The sequence below is a fragment of the Diaphorobacter ruginosibacter genome (assembly GCF_040396215.1).
Lineage (GTDB): Bacteria > Pseudomonadota > Gammaproteobacteria > Burkholderiales > Burkholderiaceae_C > Diaphorobacter_A > Diaphorobacter_A ruginosibacter_A.
This window is the reverse complement of sequence record NZ_JBEBOW010000021.1, coordinates 1-14,219: the sequence shown is the minus strand read 5'-3', so window position 1 is coordinate 14,219 and position 14,219 is coordinate 1. Positions and strand designations below refer to the sequence as shown.

Annotated in this window: 11 protein-coding genes; all 11 read right to left on the bottom strand. The window is 64.3% G+C overall.

Annotated features, from left to right (window positions below; translation table 11 throughout):
• Positions 1 to 97: 97 nt before the first annotated feature.
• Positions 98 to 1,924 (bottom strand): translational GTPase TypA, encoded by a 1,827-nt coding sequence (typA, locus tag ABWP92_RS04615; RefSeq protein ID WP_353234182.1) that lies wholly within the window; start codon positions 1,922 to 1,924, stop codon positions 98 to 100.
• Positions 1,921 to 2,913, bottom strand: coding sequence for a tRNA pseudouridine(55) synthase TruB (truB, locus tag ABWP92_RS04610; RefSeq protein WP_353234181.1), 993 nt, complete (start codon positions 2,911 to 2,913; stop codon positions 1,921 to 1,923). Before truB ends, typA begins: the two co-directional genes overlap by 4 nt.
• A 2-nt stretch (positions 2,914 to 2,915) precedes the next feature.
• Positions 2,916 to 3,284, bottom strand: coding sequence for a 30S ribosome-binding factor RbfA (rbfA, locus tag ABWP92_RS04605; protein WP_353234180.1), 369 nt, complete (start codon positions 3,282 to 3,284; stop codon positions 2,916 to 2,918).
• Positions 3,285 to 3,311: 27 nt separating this feature from the next.
• Positions 3,312 to 6,173, bottom strand: coding sequence for a translation initiation factor IF-2 (infB, locus tag ABWP92_RS04600; protein WP_353234179.1), 2,862 nt, complete (start codon positions 6,171 to 6,173; stop codon positions 3,312 to 3,314).
• Positions 6,174 to 6,197: 24 nt separating this feature from the next.
• Entirely contained in the window at positions 6,198 to 7,682 is a 1,485-nt protein-coding gene (gene nusA / locus ABWP92_RS04595) for a transcription termination factor NusA (protein ID WP_353234178.1), read from the bottom strand.
• An 80-nt stretch (positions 7,683 to 7,762) separates the two neighbouring features.
• The gene (gene rimP, locus ABWP92_RS04590; protein WP_353234177.1) at positions 7,763 to 8,350 is read right to left on the bottom strand and encodes a ribosome maturation factor RimP; all 588 of its coding nucleotides are present in this window, start codon (positions 8,348 to 8,350) and stop codon (positions 7,763 to 7,765) included.
• Positions 8,351 to 8,547: 197 nt separating this feature from the next.
• Positions 8,548 to 8,922 carry a thioredoxin family protein gene (locus ABWP92_RS04585; RefSeq protein WP_353234176.1) on the bottom strand — a complete coding sequence of 125 codons (375 nt, stop codon included), beginning with the start codon at positions 8,920 to 8,922 and terminating at the stop codon, positions 8,548 to 8,550.
• Positions 8,923 to 8,958: 36 nt separating this feature from the next.
• Positions 8,959 to 10,239, bottom strand: a complete 1,281-nt coding sequence (locus ABWP92_RS04580) for a c-type cytochrome (protein ID WP_353234175.1) — start codon at positions 10,237 to 10,239, stop codon at positions 8,959 to 8,961.
• The gene (locus tag ABWP92_RS04575; RefSeq protein ID WP_353234174.1) at positions 10,236 to 11,024 is read right to left on the bottom strand and encodes a c-type cytochrome; all 789 of its coding nucleotides are present in this window, start codon (positions 11,022 to 11,024) and stop codon (positions 10,236 to 10,238) included. Before ABWP92_RS04575 ends, ABWP92_RS04580 begins: the two co-directional genes overlap by 4 nt.
• On the bottom strand, positions 11,017 to 11,787 hold the full coding sequence (locus tag ABWP92_RS04570) for an SDR family oxidoreductase (RefSeq protein ID WP_353234173.1): 771 nt from the start codon (positions 11,785 to 11,787) through the stop codon (positions 11,017 to 11,019). Before ABWP92_RS04570 ends, ABWP92_RS04575 begins: the two co-directional genes overlap by 8 nt.
• 42 nt (positions 11,788 to 11,829) lie before the next feature.
• Positions 11,830 to 14,130: a ribonuclease R gene (gene rnr / locus ABWP92_RS04565; protein ID WP_353234204.1), complete on the bottom strand. Its 2,301-nt coding sequence runs from the start codon at positions 14,128 to 14,130 to the stop codon at positions 11,830 to 11,832.
• Positions 14,131 to 14,219 lie beyond the last annotated feature (89 nt).

The window sequence follows — 14,219 nt, the reverse complement described above, 5'->3', positions numbered from 1 at the left end:
CCGCCATCGCTGGAAACAAAAAACAAAAAAGCGCTGCCTCTTTCGAGGCAGCGCCCATGGAGCCCAGGCGAATGACCGCCGGTGCGTTCAGATCTGCTTATGCTTCGCGCGATGCGCGCTTGCGATCGTGCTCCTTGAGGTGACGCTTGCGCAGGCGCACCGACTTGGGCGTGATCTCGACCAGTTCGTCGTCCTCGATGAATTCGACGCCGTACTCCAGCGTGAGGTCGATCGGAGGCGTGATCTTGATCGCATCTTCCTTGCCGGACACACGGAAGTTGGTGAGCTGCTTGGTACGCGTGGCGTTCACCACCAGGTCGTTGTCGCGGTTATGGATGCCGACGATCATGCCTTCGTACACGGGGTCGCCCGCCTTCACGAACATGCGGCCGCGGTCATCGAGCTTGCCCAGGGCGTAGGTGAAGATTTCACCATCGTCCATGGAGATCAGCACACCGTTCTTACGGCCGCCGATATCGCCCTTGTGCGGCTCATAGCTGTCGAAGATGTTGGAGATCAGGCCCGAGCCGCGCGTCAGATTCAGGAATTCATTGGTGAAGCCGATCAGGCCGCGTGCCGGAATGCGGTATTCCAGACGCACACGTCCACGTCCGTCGGATTCCATGTTCACCAGCTCGCCCTTGCGCTCGCCGAGGGCCTGCATCACGCCGCCCTGATGGCCTTCCTCCAGGTCGGCGGTCACGAGCTCGATCGGCTCGCACTTCTCGCCATTGATCTCGCGGTACACGACGCGCGGCTTGGACACCGCCAGCTCGTAGCCTTCACGGCGCATTTCCTCGAGCAGAATCGTCAGGTGCAATTCGCCACGGCCGGAAACCTCGAAGATACCGTCCTCATCCGTTTCCTTCACGCGCAGGGCCACGTTGGAGCGCAGTTCCTTTTGCAGGCGGTCCCAGATCTGGCGGCTGGTCACGAACTTGCCTTCACGTCCCGCCAGCGGCGAGGTGTTCACGCAGAAGTTCATGGTCAGCGTCGGCTCGTCGATCTTGAGCATCGGCAGCGGCTGCGGGTTGGCGGGATCGGTAAGGGTCTCGCCGATGCCGATGTTCTCGATGCCGTTGATCAGCACGATGTCGCTTGGCCCCGCCTCTGCGACCTTCACGCGGTCCAGGCCCTGGAACTTCAGGACTTCGTTGACGCGGCCCTTGTAGGAGCTTCCGTCGGGGCCGGCCATCACCAGCACGTCCTGGCCGGGCTTCAAGGTGCCGGCGTTGATGCGGCCCACGCCGATACGGCCCACGAACGTGGAATAGTCGAGCGCGGAAATCTGCATCTGCAGCGCAGCGCCAGCATCGCCTTGCACGGAAGGCACATGCTTGAGGATGGTGTCGAACAGGGCCGACATGTCGGGGCCCCACTGCTCGCCCGGCTCGCCTTCTTCCAGCGATGTCCAGCCATTGATGCCGGAGGCGTACACCACGGGGAAGTCGAGCTGCTCATCCGTCGCGCCGAGCTTGTCGAACAGGTCGAACGCCGCATTCACGACATAGTCGGGACGCGCGCCCGGCTTGTCCACCTTGTTCACCACGACGATGGGCTTGAGGCCCAGCGCCAGCGCCTTCTTGGTCACGAAGCGCGTCTGCGGCATCGGGCCTTCCTGCGCGTCGATGAGCAGCACGACGCCGTCGACCATCGACAGCGCGCGCTCCACTTCGCCGCCGAAGTCCGCGTGGCCGGGCGTATCCAGGATGTTGATGTGCGTGCCTTGCCAGCTCACCGCGCAGTTCTTGGCCAGAATCGTGATGCCGCGCTCACGCTCGATGGCGTTGTTGTCCATGACGGTATCGACCACTTTTTCGTGCTCGGCGAATGTGCCGGACTGGCGCAGCAGTTGGTCAACCATCGTGGTCTTGCCATGGTCGACGTGCGCGATGATCGCAATATTGCGGATTTGTGTGCTCATAGCGTTGTTTCCAATGTGCCGCGTTCAGCACGCGGCGAGCTTTCCAGAATCTGTTGAATTTCGATCGGGCTGAGCAGCCGGTCTGGCACCAGCTCTCCCCCCGTGACATGCCCCACGCCCAGCAGCGCGTGCGGTGACTGCGCGAACACGGCAACCGCGCCGGCATCTGGCCAGGTGCCGCGGCGGCGCATGCCCGAGAGAAAACGCCCCGCATTTTCCTTGTCGAGCGTGACAGTTGCGTGCCCGGCCAGCAGCATCTGCACCGGCTGCAGCTGCGCGATGCGTTCTTCCTCGCTCATGGCCTCGAGATCGGCCAGCTTCACGCAGCGGTCCACGCCGATGCCGCCAGTGTCGATGCGGCGCAGGAACGTGAGGTGCGCGCCACATCCGAGCGCCTTGCCGATATCCTCTCCCAGCGTGCGAATGTAGGTGCCCTTGCTGCATTGGACGGTCAGGCGCAGCGCGGGCCTGCCGTCATCCGTGCCGATGGGCTCGATCGTCAGCGCGTGGATGGTCACATCGCGCGCGGGGCGCTCGACTTCCACGCCCGCGCGCGCATATTCATACAGCGCCTTGCCGTCCTTCTTCAGCGCGCTGTGCATGGGAGGAACCTGACGGATCGGGCCGGTGAACTGCCGGCGCACGGCTTCAATGCGCTGCGGCGCCAGCATGTCCGCAGTCACCTCGATTTCCTGGAGCACCTCACCCTCGGCGTCAGCCGTGGTGGTGGTCACGCCCAGCAGCGCGACGGCTTCGTAGGTCTTGGGCGCTTCCAGCTGCAGTTGGCTGAATTTGGTAGCCGCGCCGAAGCACAGCGGCAACACGCCGCTGGCCAAAGGATCGAGCGTTCCCGTGTGTCCGGCTTTTTCGGCGCGCAGCAACCACTTCACCTTCTGCAAAGCGTCGTTGCTGGACCACCCCAGCGGCTTATCGAGCAGCAACACCCCATGCACAGGGCGCCGCTGCACCCTTGTGCGTGGCGCGTTCATGCTCAGTCGTCCTTGGCGCGCGATGAAACGGCCTTGGCGATCAAGGCGTTCATGTCAGCCGCACGCTCGGTGGTGCGGTCGAAGTGGAAATGCAGCGTCGGCACGGTGTGAATGTGCAGGCGCTTGAACAGACCGTTGCGCAGGAAGCCAGCGGACTGGTTCAGCGCATCTTCCGAGGCACCGGGATCGCCCACGAGCACGCTGAAGAACACCTTCGCGTGCGCGTAGTCGGGCGTGACCTCCACGCTTTGCAGGGTCACCATGCCAAGGCGTGGATCCTTGAGCTCTCGGATCAGTTCGGACAAGTCGCGCTGGATCTGATCCGCGACCTTGAAGCCGCGGTTGGGCGTGGAGGATTTCTTCGCTGCCATGCTCTTGCCTTGCTCCTGCGCGCCGCCTTACAGCGTGCGGGCAATCTCCTTGATCTCAAAGAGTTCGAGCATGTCGCCTTCCTTGATGTCGTTGTAGTTCTTGAGCTTGATACCGCACTCGAAGCCTTCCTTGACTTCCTTGACATCGTCCTTGTGACGGCGGATCGATTCGACCTCGCCGGTGTAGATGACGATGTTGTCGCGCAGCAGGCGGAACTTGCAGTTGCGCTTGACTTCGCCGGAAGTGACGTAGGAGCCTGCAACCGTGCCGATCTTGGACGCCACGAACACGGTGCGGATTTCCGCCGTGCCGATGGCCTCTTCGCGCTGCTCCGGCGCCAGCATGCCCGACATCGCGGCCTTCACCTCATCCACAGCGTCGTAGATGATGTTGTAGTAGCGGATGTCCACGTCGTTGCCTTCGGCGGTCTTGCGAGCCTGGGCATCCGCGCGCACGTTGAAGCCGATGATGATCGCCTTGGAGGCGATCGCCAGATTCACGTCGGATTCGCTGATGCCGCCCACGCCGGAGTACACGATCTGCACCTTGATCTCGTCGGTGGACAGCTTGAGCAGCGAGGTCGCCAGCGCTTCCTGCGAGCCCTGCACGTCCGCCTTGATGATCAGGGGCAGGGTCTGCACTTCGCCCGCGCCCATTTCGGCGAACATGTTCTCCAGCTTGGCCGCCTGCTGCCTGGCCAGCTTGGTGTTGCGGAACTTGCCCGCGCGGTAGGTGGCGATTTCGCGGGCGCGGCGCTCGTCCTGCAGGACCATGAAATCATCACCCGCCTGCGGCACCTCGTTCAAGCCCTGAATTTCGACGGGAATGGACGGTCCGGCTTCCTTGGTCTGCTTGCCGTTCTCGTCCAGCATCGCACGCACGCGGCCGAAAGTCTGGCCCGCGAGGACCACATCACCCACCTTGAGCGTGCCGGACTGCACCAGCACGGTCGCCACCGAGCCTCGGCCCTTGTCGAGCTGCGCTTCGATCACGATACCCTTGGCAGCAGCGTCCACCGGAGCCTTGAGCTCCAGCACTTCGGCCTGCAGCAGCACCTGTTCGAGCAGGTCGTCGATACCCGCGCCGGTCTTGGACGACACAGCCACGAATGGCGAATCGCCACCGTATTCCTCGGGCACCACCTCGACAGCCACCAGTTCCTGTTTCACGCGCTCGACGTTCGCCTCTGGCTTGTCGGCCTTGGTGATCGCCACGACGATAGGCACGTTGGCTGCCTTGGCATGCTTGATCGCTTCCTTGGTCTGGGGCATCACGCCGTCGTCGGCCGCGCACACCAGAATCACGATGTCGGTGGACTGCGCACCGCGCGCACGCATGGCCGTGAAAGCCTCGTGGCCCGGGGTATCCAGGAAGGTGACGATGCCGCGCGGCGTCTCGACGTGGTATGCGCCGATGTGCTGCGTGATGCCGCCCGCTTCGCCCACCGCCACCTTGGAGCGGCGGATGTAGTCCAGCAGCGAGGTCTTGCCGTGGTCGACGTGGCCCATCACGGTCACCACCGGTGCGCGCGGCAGCAGTTCGGCTTCCGAATTGGACACTTCCTCGGCGGTGAACGCTTCCGGGTCGTCCAGGGCTGCCACCTTCGCGGTGTGGCCCATTTCCTCGACCACGATCATGGCCGTGTCCTGGTCCAGCGACTGGTTGATGGTGACCATCTGGCCCATCTTCATCAAAACCTTGATCAGCTCGCTCGCCTTGACCGACATCTTGTGCGCCAGCTCGGCCACCGTGATGGTTTCCGGCACGTGCACTTCGATGGCGCGGAACTCCACCGGCGCATGTTGCTGATGATGCTCGTTGCGGTCGCCGCCGCGGCGGCCGCCGCGCGGGCCGCCACGCCAGTTGGAGCGATTGTTCACGCCACCCGAGGCATCGCCACGGGTCTTGATTTCCTTCTTCTTCGCGCCGTCGTTGGCCCAGCTCGAAGACAGCTTGGAAGACTTCACTTCCTTGCCCGCGCCAGCGCCGGCGGCCGGGGCTGGTGCATTCGTGCGTGCGCCGCCCGCCCCCGCTGCCGGCTTGTGCAGCGTTCCCTTCTTGGCATCGCCGGTGGCGGCCTTGGGGGCCGGCTTGGGCTCCTCGGGCTTCTTGGCGACGAGCACCTTCTTGGGTGCGGCCATCATGGCGCGAATGGCCTCGGCTTCCGCCAGGGCCTTGCGGCGGCGCTCATCCAGATCGGCCGCACGCGCGGCTTCCTCGTCTGCGCGAGCCTTGGATTCGGCTTCCGCCTTGGCACGGGCCTCCGCCTGGGCCTTGGCGCGTGCTTCCGCATCGGCGGCGGCCTCGGCGGCAGCTTCCTTGCGTGCGGCATTGGCCGCGGCCTTCTTCTCGGCTTCGGCGGCCATGTAGGCGGCCGCGCGCTCTTCGGCCTCGCGGTCGCGGCGTTCGCGTTCTTCGCGCTCGCGGCGCTGCTCCGCCAGGTCTTCTTCCTGGCGGCGAATCAGCTCGGCGCTGCGGCGGGCCTCTTCCTCGCGGCGCGCCAGATCCTGATCGGCGGCGGAGGATTCTTCCTGCGCGGCTGCGGCCTGGGATTCGGCGGCATCGGCGCCAGCGCCGTCCATGCCGTCCTCGCGCTTGACGAACGTGCGCTTCTTGCGCACTTCAACCTGAATGGTGCGAGCCTTGCCCGTAGCATCGGCCTGCTTGATTTCGCTAGTGGATTTTTTCACCAAAGTAATTTTCTTGCGATCCGCACCTGACGTGCCATGGCTGGCCTGCAGATAGGCAAGCAGTTTCTGCTTGTCAGCCTCGGTCAGGGCATCGCTCGGAGATGCCTTTGTCACGCCGGCGGACTTCAATTGGTCCAACAGCATGACTGGGGTTTTCTTGAGTTCGGCGGCGAACTCGGCGACTGTGTTACTCGACATATTGTGCTCGTACCTCCCTGACCTTTACTCTTGACCTGTGAACCAGTGCTCGCGCGCCTTCATGATCAAGGCTTTCGCTTCTTCAGCGGACTGTCCGGTCAGTTCGGTCAGCTCATCAATGGCCAGGTCGGCCAGATCGTCACGAGTATTCACGCCGGCGGCAACCAGCTTTTCGATCTGTTCGGGCGTCAGGCCGTCCAGAGAGCGCAGATCCTGCGAGACGCCGTCAACGCTCTCTTCACGTGCGATTTCCATGGTGAGCAATGCGTCCTTGGCGCGCACGCGCAGCTCATTCACGGTGTCTTCATCGAAGCTTTCGATCTCCAGCATTTCCTGCAGCGGCACATAGGCCACTTCTTCGAGACTGGTGAACCCTTCCTCGATGAGAATGTCGGCGATCTCCTCATCCACGTCCAGCTTGTCCATGAACAACTGGCGCGCGGCGCTGGTTTCGTCCGCCTGCTTCTGGGCGGATTCGGCAGCGTCCATGATGTTGATCTTCCAGCCGGTGAGGTCGGAAGCCAATCGCACGTTCTGGCCGCCACGGCCGATGGCGATGGCGAGGTTTTCCTCGTCCACGACCACGTCCATGGCGTGTTTTTCCTCGTCCACGACGATGGAAGTTACGTTCGCGGGCGCCAATGCGCCGATCACGAACTGCGCCGGATCGTCCGACCACAGCACGATGTCGACACGCTCGCCCGCGAGTTCGTTGGTCACGGCATTGACACGCGTGCCGCGCACCCCCACGCAGGTGCCGATCGGATCGACGCGCTTGTCGTGCGAGAGCACGGCGATCTTGGCGCGGCTGCCCGGATCACGGGCACAGCTCTTGATTTCAAGGAGGCCCTGCTCGATTTCAGGCACTTCGTTGCGGAACAGCTCGATCATGAACTCGGGCGCAGAGCGCGAGAGAATGATCGGCGCGCCGCGCAGCGTCAGGTCCACTTCCATGATCATGGCGCGCACGCGGTCGCCGTTGCGGAGGTTTTCCTTGGGGATCATCTCGCTGCGGCGCAGGCGGCCTTCCACACGGCCGGATTCGACGATGATGTCGCCCTTGTCCATGCGCTTGACCGTGCCCGTGAAGATCTTCTCGCCGCGGCTCATGAAGTCGTTGAGCAGCATCTCGCGCTCCGCGTCGCGGATCTTCTGCAGAATGACCTGCTTGGCGGCCATGGCACCGATGCGGCCGATCGGCACGGACTCGACCTCCTCCTCGATGTACTCGCCCACCGAGATACCGGGCACGCGGTCCAGCGCATCCATCAGCAGCTCTTCGGCGTCGGGATTTTGCAGGCCGGCATCATCGGGAACGACCAGCCAGCGGCGGAAAGTGTTGTATTCGCCGCTGTCACGATCGATGGCGACGCGGATGTCCGCTTCGCCCTGATAGAGCTTCTTGGTTGCCTGCGCCAGGGCGGATTCCACCGCGCCCAGCACCACATCACGCTCAACATTCTTTTCACGCGAAATGGCCTCAACCAACATCAACAATTCGCGATTCATTCGACGACTCTCCTGTTTCAATCACTTTGGGGCGAAGCCAGCCACCTACATTCTGGCTTGCGAACCCGTATTTCCAACGTTCAACCCGCCTCTTGGCCTGGTCTGGCGCCGCGCCCCTTGAAATTGACAATGGGTGCAAGACGCGCCTCGCGCAATTCATCCAACGTAAAACCCAGTGCCTGCAATGGCGCAGGCTCACGCTTCTTGCTCACGCGCTGGCCGGGCTTGACGGGCGGCGCGTCGCTCCAGACGACCTGCCAGCCACCGTTCTCGGCCCGCTCAAGCGTGCCACGAAATTTCTTGCGATTGGCGTTGACCAGCTGGCCACCGGCCGCGCCCACCGGCTCCTTGAGCGTGATGTCAACTTCTTCGCCTTCAAAGCGCTGAAAATCCTGTTCGTTGCGCAGGAGGCGATCGATCCCCGGGGACGACACCTCCAGGCGCGCATAGTCGATCGCATCGACCTCGAGCGCAAATTGCAGCTGACGCGTGACTTTCTCGCAATCTTCCACCGTGATGAATTGCTCAGCCCCGGCCGCCTGCCCGGCATCCGGTTGCCATGGCAGGTCGATGGTGATTCTCAAGAGGCCACCCGCGGAGCGTTCGATCTCCACCAGGTCATAGCCCAGCCCGGTCACGGTTTGTTCAACGATTTGCTGCAATGCCACGTATGTGCTCGTTCCTGTTTCCCGAATACGCATTCCGGACGCTTGCCGCGGATACCGCACCCGCAAAGCAAACGCCCAAAAAAAAAGGGCGGTTTGGAATCCGCCCGTTTGGTCGTGAAGTTGACATTATAGCCAGAATGCGGGTTGCATGCATAGAGGAACGGCATGCATTTTGCATCGCCCGGGGCGCTGCCTGGCTACTCCAGTATCTTCCCGATCCGCCCGAGCAGCGCATCCGCCTGCGCGTCGCTGGAGCGCGTGCCTTGCTCCATGAGACGATTGAGCAGCGTGCCGACCAGCGCGGGCTGGGGAAGCACGGGGCCGAGAAAGCGCGCCTCGCTGCCTTCGGAAATCAACAGGGTCGGAAAGGTCTCGACCTCATAGTCGCCCATGGAGGCCTCCTCGTCCTCGATGTCCACCCAACTGAAGCGGACTTCGGGAAACTGCGCCGCCAACTGCTCGAACTGCGGCCGATACTGGTTGCAGACCACGCACCATTGCGCGCACAGGCAAATCACGCGCCGCACCAAAGGTTCTCCCCCAGCGGTTTCACTGGCTGCGTTCACTGGCATTTCGGTCATCGGCTTGGTTGGTCACTCCGGTTGTTCTCATGAGCCCCGGCGCTCGCGTATGCGATACACCTGCGTGGCGTCGAGGGTGGACGCCCGATTATCCCAAGCGTTGCGGATGTAGGAGACCACGGCCGCGATTTCCTTGTCGCCGAGCACATGCAGAAAAGGCGGCATGCCCTGGGGGCGCGGGTTGCCGGCGGTGGCGGGCATGTAGCCGCCCTGCAGCACAATCCGCACCACGTTGGTCGGACTATCCAGCGTCACGGCCCGGTTGCCCGCCAGGGCGGGAAAGGATTCGCCATCGCCCTGCCCGCGCTCGCCGTGGCATTGCGCGCAGTTGTCGCGGTAGATTCCTGCGCCCAGCGCCGTCACGGCTTCGCCCGGCGGCTTCGGCTCGGGGGCCGCTGCGGCCTGCTGCTGGGGCAGCTCGCGCAGGTAGGTCGCAATGGAGCGCAGATCATCGCCGTCCAGGTATTGCGTGCTGCGAAAGACCACCTCCGCCATGGGCCCGGACACGCTGGCGTGCGGCGTCACGCCGACTTTCAGCAGGCGCTCGACGTCCTCCAGGCGCCATTGCGCCACACCGGCCTCACGAGCGGAATTGAGCGCTGGCGCATACCAGTTCTGCACCGGAATCAGTCCGCCGCGAAACGCCGCGCCTTCGCGCGTGGCGCCCAGAATATTGCGAGGCGTATGACAGGCCGCGCAATGCCCCAGCCCCTCGACAAGATAGGCGCCGCGATTCCAGTCGGCGGATTTCCGGGGATCGGGCTCAAACCTGCCGGGCCGGAAAAACAGCGCACGCCAGCCCGCCAGCGCGATCTGGGAACTGAATGGGAAATCCAGCGCATGGGGGCGATTCTCCTGTTCCACCGCCGCGAGATTGCGCAGGTAGGCCCAGATGGCATCCGAATCCCCTCGCGTCACCCGGGTGTAGCTGGTGTAGGGGAACGCCGGATACAGCCATCGCCCGTCGCGGGCGCGGCCATTGTGCATGGCGCGCCAGAATTCGGACGAATTCCAGCTCCCGATGCCTGTCTTGCCAGCCGGCGTGAGGTTGGTGGAGTAGATGATGCCGAACGGCGTCTCGATCGCCCGGCCGCCGGCAAAAGGCACCCCGCCCGGCACCGTGTGGCACGCCATGCAATTGCCGGCGCGCGCCAGATATTCACCCTTGCGGATCAGCCCCGGCGTGGCCTGCACGGTCTCCACCGCCTCGAGCGGCGCTTCGTCGATGCGGTTGAGCTGGTGCACCGCCGCCGCACAGACGGCGGCAAGCGCCAGGGCGCCGCCCGGGATCATCACCATGCGCCTCATTGCGCGACGCCTCCGCAGCGAAGCGGCATGGGCTGCTCCGCCCGTGCCGCGGCGGCGCCGTCGCCCGTCACCGCCTGGGCGGAAAGCCAGGCGGTGACGGCGCTGACATCCTGCGCGCTCAGCAGCCTGGCCACCGCGGCCATGCAGTCCGGCTCCTGCGCATGCCGCCGGCCCGTCTGCCAGGCGCCGAGCTGGCTGTTGAGATAGTCGCGCGGCAGTCCGAGCAGGCCCGGAACGAAGGGGTTCACGCCTGTCATCGCCTTGCCATGGCATTGCACGCAGGCCGGAAGCGAACGCGCCGCATCCCCCTGGAACACCAGCTTGCGGCCATGTTCCAGAACCGATGGCGGCTCCTGCGGCGCAACGGGATCGGGGTATGGCGCCTTGAGCGAGGCGAAGTACCCGGCCATTTCGCGCAGATATCCGTCCGTCAGATTCTCCAGCAGGTAGGACATCGTCGGATAGCTGCGCCTGCCGTCACGAATGTTCAGCAACTGGTTGTAGAGATATCCGGCAGGCTTGCCCGCGATGCGCGGAAAGTAGCCGCCGGGAGTGGCGCGCCCCTGCACGCCATGGCAGGTGGTGCATGCCAGCGTGCGCGTGGCCATGCCGGTCTCGTCGTGCGCCCTGGCCGCGAAGTCCGGGGCATGCGCCAGCTGCGCCCGCGCGGCCGTGGCCGCCATCAGCAGCGCCAGCACGGCCAACAGGCAGTTGCGCGAGGCGGCGCGGCCCGGGTGACGCCACGTCCAGCGAAGAAGATCAGGAGATATCCACCCCTCAACCACGGCCGGCAAATGGCATCTTGGTCGCCATCACGGTGTGGAACATGACGTTCGCTTCGAGCGGCAGATTCGCCATGTACAGCACGGACTGCCCGACGATGTCGACGTCCATCAAGGGCTCCTGCGCCACCTGTCCGTGCGCCTGCATGACGCCCTGCGCCATGCGCTGCGCAAGCTCGGTGGCCGCGTTGCCCACGTCGATCTGTCCCACCGCGATGTCGTACTTGCGGCCATCGAGCGAAGCTGTTTTCGTCAGCCCCATCACGGCATGCTTGGTGGCCGTGTAGGCAATGGAATTGGGGCGCGGCGTGTGCGCGGAAATGGAGCCGTTGTTGATGATGCGGCCGCCGCGCGGCGCCTGGGACTTCATCACGCGGAACGCGTTCTGGATGCAATAGAACATGCCGTTCAGGTTGGTGTCGACCACCGCCTTCCACTGCTCGACCGCGAGGTCTTCCAGGGGAATGGCCGGCGCGCCTATGCCCGCATTGTTGAAAAGCAGATCGACGCGGCCGAAGGCCGAGACGGCGGCATCGAAAGCATGGCGCACCGATTGTGGATCCGTGACGTCACAGACCACGGCCAGCGCGCGCTCGCCCGCCCCCGATTGCGCGGCGGTCTCCTTCAACGGCGCTTCGCGGCGCCCCGTCAATACCACCCGCCAGCCATCGGCCAGCAGCGCCAATGCCGCAGCCTTGCCGATCCCCGAGCCCGCGCCCGTGACCAGCGCGACCCTTGGCTTCCTGTCTTGCGCCACTTCAACCATTTCCGCGTCATCTCCTTTGCACATAAGCCTTCACGCCACGCCTCAGCGCTGGGGCTTGCGGCCCTTGCCCGCGCTCTTGCGCGAGCCCTTCTTGCCGTCCGGCTTGGCCGCATACGCCGATTTTTCCTGCTTTCCAGTCTTGGCGCGAGCGGGTTTTCCTGCAAGCCGCATGTCCTTGTCCCGAATGCGCGCCATGTCCTCGGGGCGCGTTGCCGCACGCTCTGCCGGGCGTGCGGTCTGCCCCGGGCTGGCCCGCTGCCTGCCGGAAGCCGCAGAGGAGAGTTCGAGCGCGTCGCGTACCAGACGGAAATCGATCTTGCGCCCGTCCAGGTCGACGCGGCTGACCTGCACCCGCACACGCGCGCCGATGGCGTAGCGAATGCCAGTGCGCTCGCCGCGCAGTTCCTGGCGCGCCTCGTCGAACTTGAAATACTCGCCCCCCAGCTCGGTGATGTGAACCAGCCCTTCGACGTACAGTTCGTCGAGCGTGACGAATATGCCGAAGGTCGTGACGGCGGTGACGACGCCGCTGTATTCCTCTCCCAGATGCTCGCGCATGTAGCGGCATTTGAGCCAGGCCTCGACATCGCGGCTGGCCTCGTCAGCGCGGCGTTCATTCGCGCTGCAATGCAGGCCCGCGGCCTCCCATGCCTCCAGCTCGCGCCGCATCGACATGGAAAGCGGCTTCAGGCCCGGCTCCTGCACGCGCCCGGCCAGCCGCTTGACCAGCTTGTCATAGGCCTCGCCCTGCTCGGGCAGCGTGGGCAGCTTGTACTTGGTGTTGTTCAGGATCGACTTGATCACCCGGTGGACCAGCAGATCGGGATAGCGGCGGATCGGACTGGTGAAGTGGGTATAGGCGTCGAACGCAAGGCCGAAATGGCCGCTGTTGTAGGGCGAATAAATCGCCTGCTGCATGGAACGCAGCAGCATGGTGTGGATCTGCTGGGCGTCGGGGCGGTCCTTGGTCGCGTTGGCGATCATCTGGAACTCCGCCGTCCTGGGCTCGTCGCTGACGCTCATGCCCACGCCCAGAGCCTTCAGGTAGGCGCGCAGAATGTCGACCTTCTCGGGCGTCGGGCCATCGTGCACGCGAAACAGGCCGGGGCGCTTGGATTGCAGGATGAAGTCGGCGCTGCAGACGTTGGCCGCCAGCATCGCCTCCTCGATCAGCCGGTGCGCCTGGTTGCGCACGCGCGGGACGATCTTCTCGATACGGCCGTTTTCGTCGCAAACGATCTGGGTTTCCGTGGTTTCGAAATCCACCGCGCCGCGGCGCTGGCGCGCTGCGAGCAGCGACGTGTAGACGCCATGCAGATGGAGCAGATCGTCAACGCGATCCTGGCGCTTGGCAGCCTCCGGTCCGCGCGTATTGCCAAGGATCGCGGCCACCTCGGTATAGGTGAAGCGCGCATGGCTCCACATGACCGCCGGGTAGAACTGGTACGCATGAATCTCGCCATCCGCCGTGATCAGCATGTCGCAGACCATGCAGAGGCGTTCGACTTCGGGGTTCAGCGAACACAGGCCGTTCGAGAGCTTCTCCGGCAGCATCGGAATCACCCGGCGCGGGAAGTAGACGCTGGTCGCGCGCTCGTACGCATCCACGTCGATGGCGTTGCCGTTCTCGACATAGTGGCTCACGTCGGCGATCGCCACCAAGAGCCGCCATCCCTTGGAGCGTCCGACCTTGGCCGGCTCGCAATAGACCGCATCATCAAAGTCGCGGGCATCCTCGCCGTCGATGGTGACCAGCGCAATGTCGGTCAGGTCCACACGGCGGCGCTTGTCCTGCGCGCGGACCTTCTCCGGCAGCGCCTTGGCCTGCGCCAGGCAGGCTTCGGAGAACTCATGCGGCACGCCGTACTTGCGCACGGCGATTTCGATTTCCATGCCGGGATCGTCCACCTCGCCCAGCACTTCGGTCACGCGTCCGACGGGCTGGCCGTACAGCGCGGGCGGCTCCGTCAGCTCGACCACCACCACCTGCCCCGGCCTGGCCGTGCCCGTCGCGCCCTTGGGGATCAGAACGTCCTGTCCATAGCGCTTGTCTTCCGGCGCGACCAGCCAGACCCCGCTTTCATTGAGCAGCCGGCCGATGACCGGATAGTGCGGCCGCTCGACGATCTCCAGCACCCGCCCCTCGGGACGGCCGCGCTTGTCCAGGCGCGCAATACGCACCCGGACACGATCCCTGTGCAGGACCGCGCGCATCTCGTTGGCGGGAATGTAGATGTCCGGCTCGCCATCATCACGAATCACAAAGCCGTGCCCATCACGGTGTCCCTGCACGGTTCCTTCAATCTCATCCGATTGATTTGCGGGAAACGGCTGCGAGTGCATTTTTTTGATATACAATCTAAATCTTTCCTGAGATGCCCAGGTGGCGGAATTGGTAGACGCACTAGTTTCAGGTACTAGCGAGTAACATC

What these genes read in the sequence shown, in the direction of transcription:
- typA (WP_353234182.1), bottom strand. Translation starts at nt 1,924, where the DNA reads ATGAGCACACAAATCCGCAATATTGCGATCATCGCGCACGTCGACCAT.
- truB (WP_353234181.1), bottom strand. Translation starts at nt 2,913, where the DNA reads ATGAACGCGCCACGCACAAGGGTGCAGCGGCGCCCTGTGCATGGGGTG.
- rbfA (WP_353234180.1), bottom strand. Translation starts at nt 3,284, where the DNA reads ATGGCAGCGAAGAAATCCTCCACGCCCAACCGCGGCTTCAAGGTCGCG.
- infB (WP_353234179.1), bottom strand. Translation starts at nt 6,173, where the DNA reads ATGTCGAGTAACACAGTCGCCGAGTTCGCCGCCGAACTCAAGAAAACC.
- nusA (WP_353234178.1), bottom strand. Translation starts at nt 7,682, where the DNA reads ATGAATCGCGAATTGTTGATGTTGGTTGAGGCCATTTCGCGTGAAAAG.
- ABWP92_RS04585 (WP_353234176.1), bottom strand. Translation starts at nt 8,922, where the DNA reads ATGCCAGTGAACGCAGCCAGTGAAACCGCTGGGGGAGAACCTTTGGTG.
- ABWP92_RS04580 (WP_353234175.1), bottom strand. Translation starts at nt 10,239, where the DNA reads ATGAGGCGCATGGTGATGATCCCGGGCGGCGCCCTGGCGCTTGCCGCC.
- ABWP92_RS04570 (WP_353234173.1), bottom strand. Translation starts at nt 11,787, where the DNA reads ATGGTTGAAGTGGCGCAAGACAGGAAGCCAAGGGTCGCGCTGGTCACG.
- rnr (WP_353234204.1), bottom strand. Translation starts at nt 14,130, where the DNA reads ATGCACTCGCAGCCGTTTCCCGCAAATCAATCGGATGAGATTGAAGGA.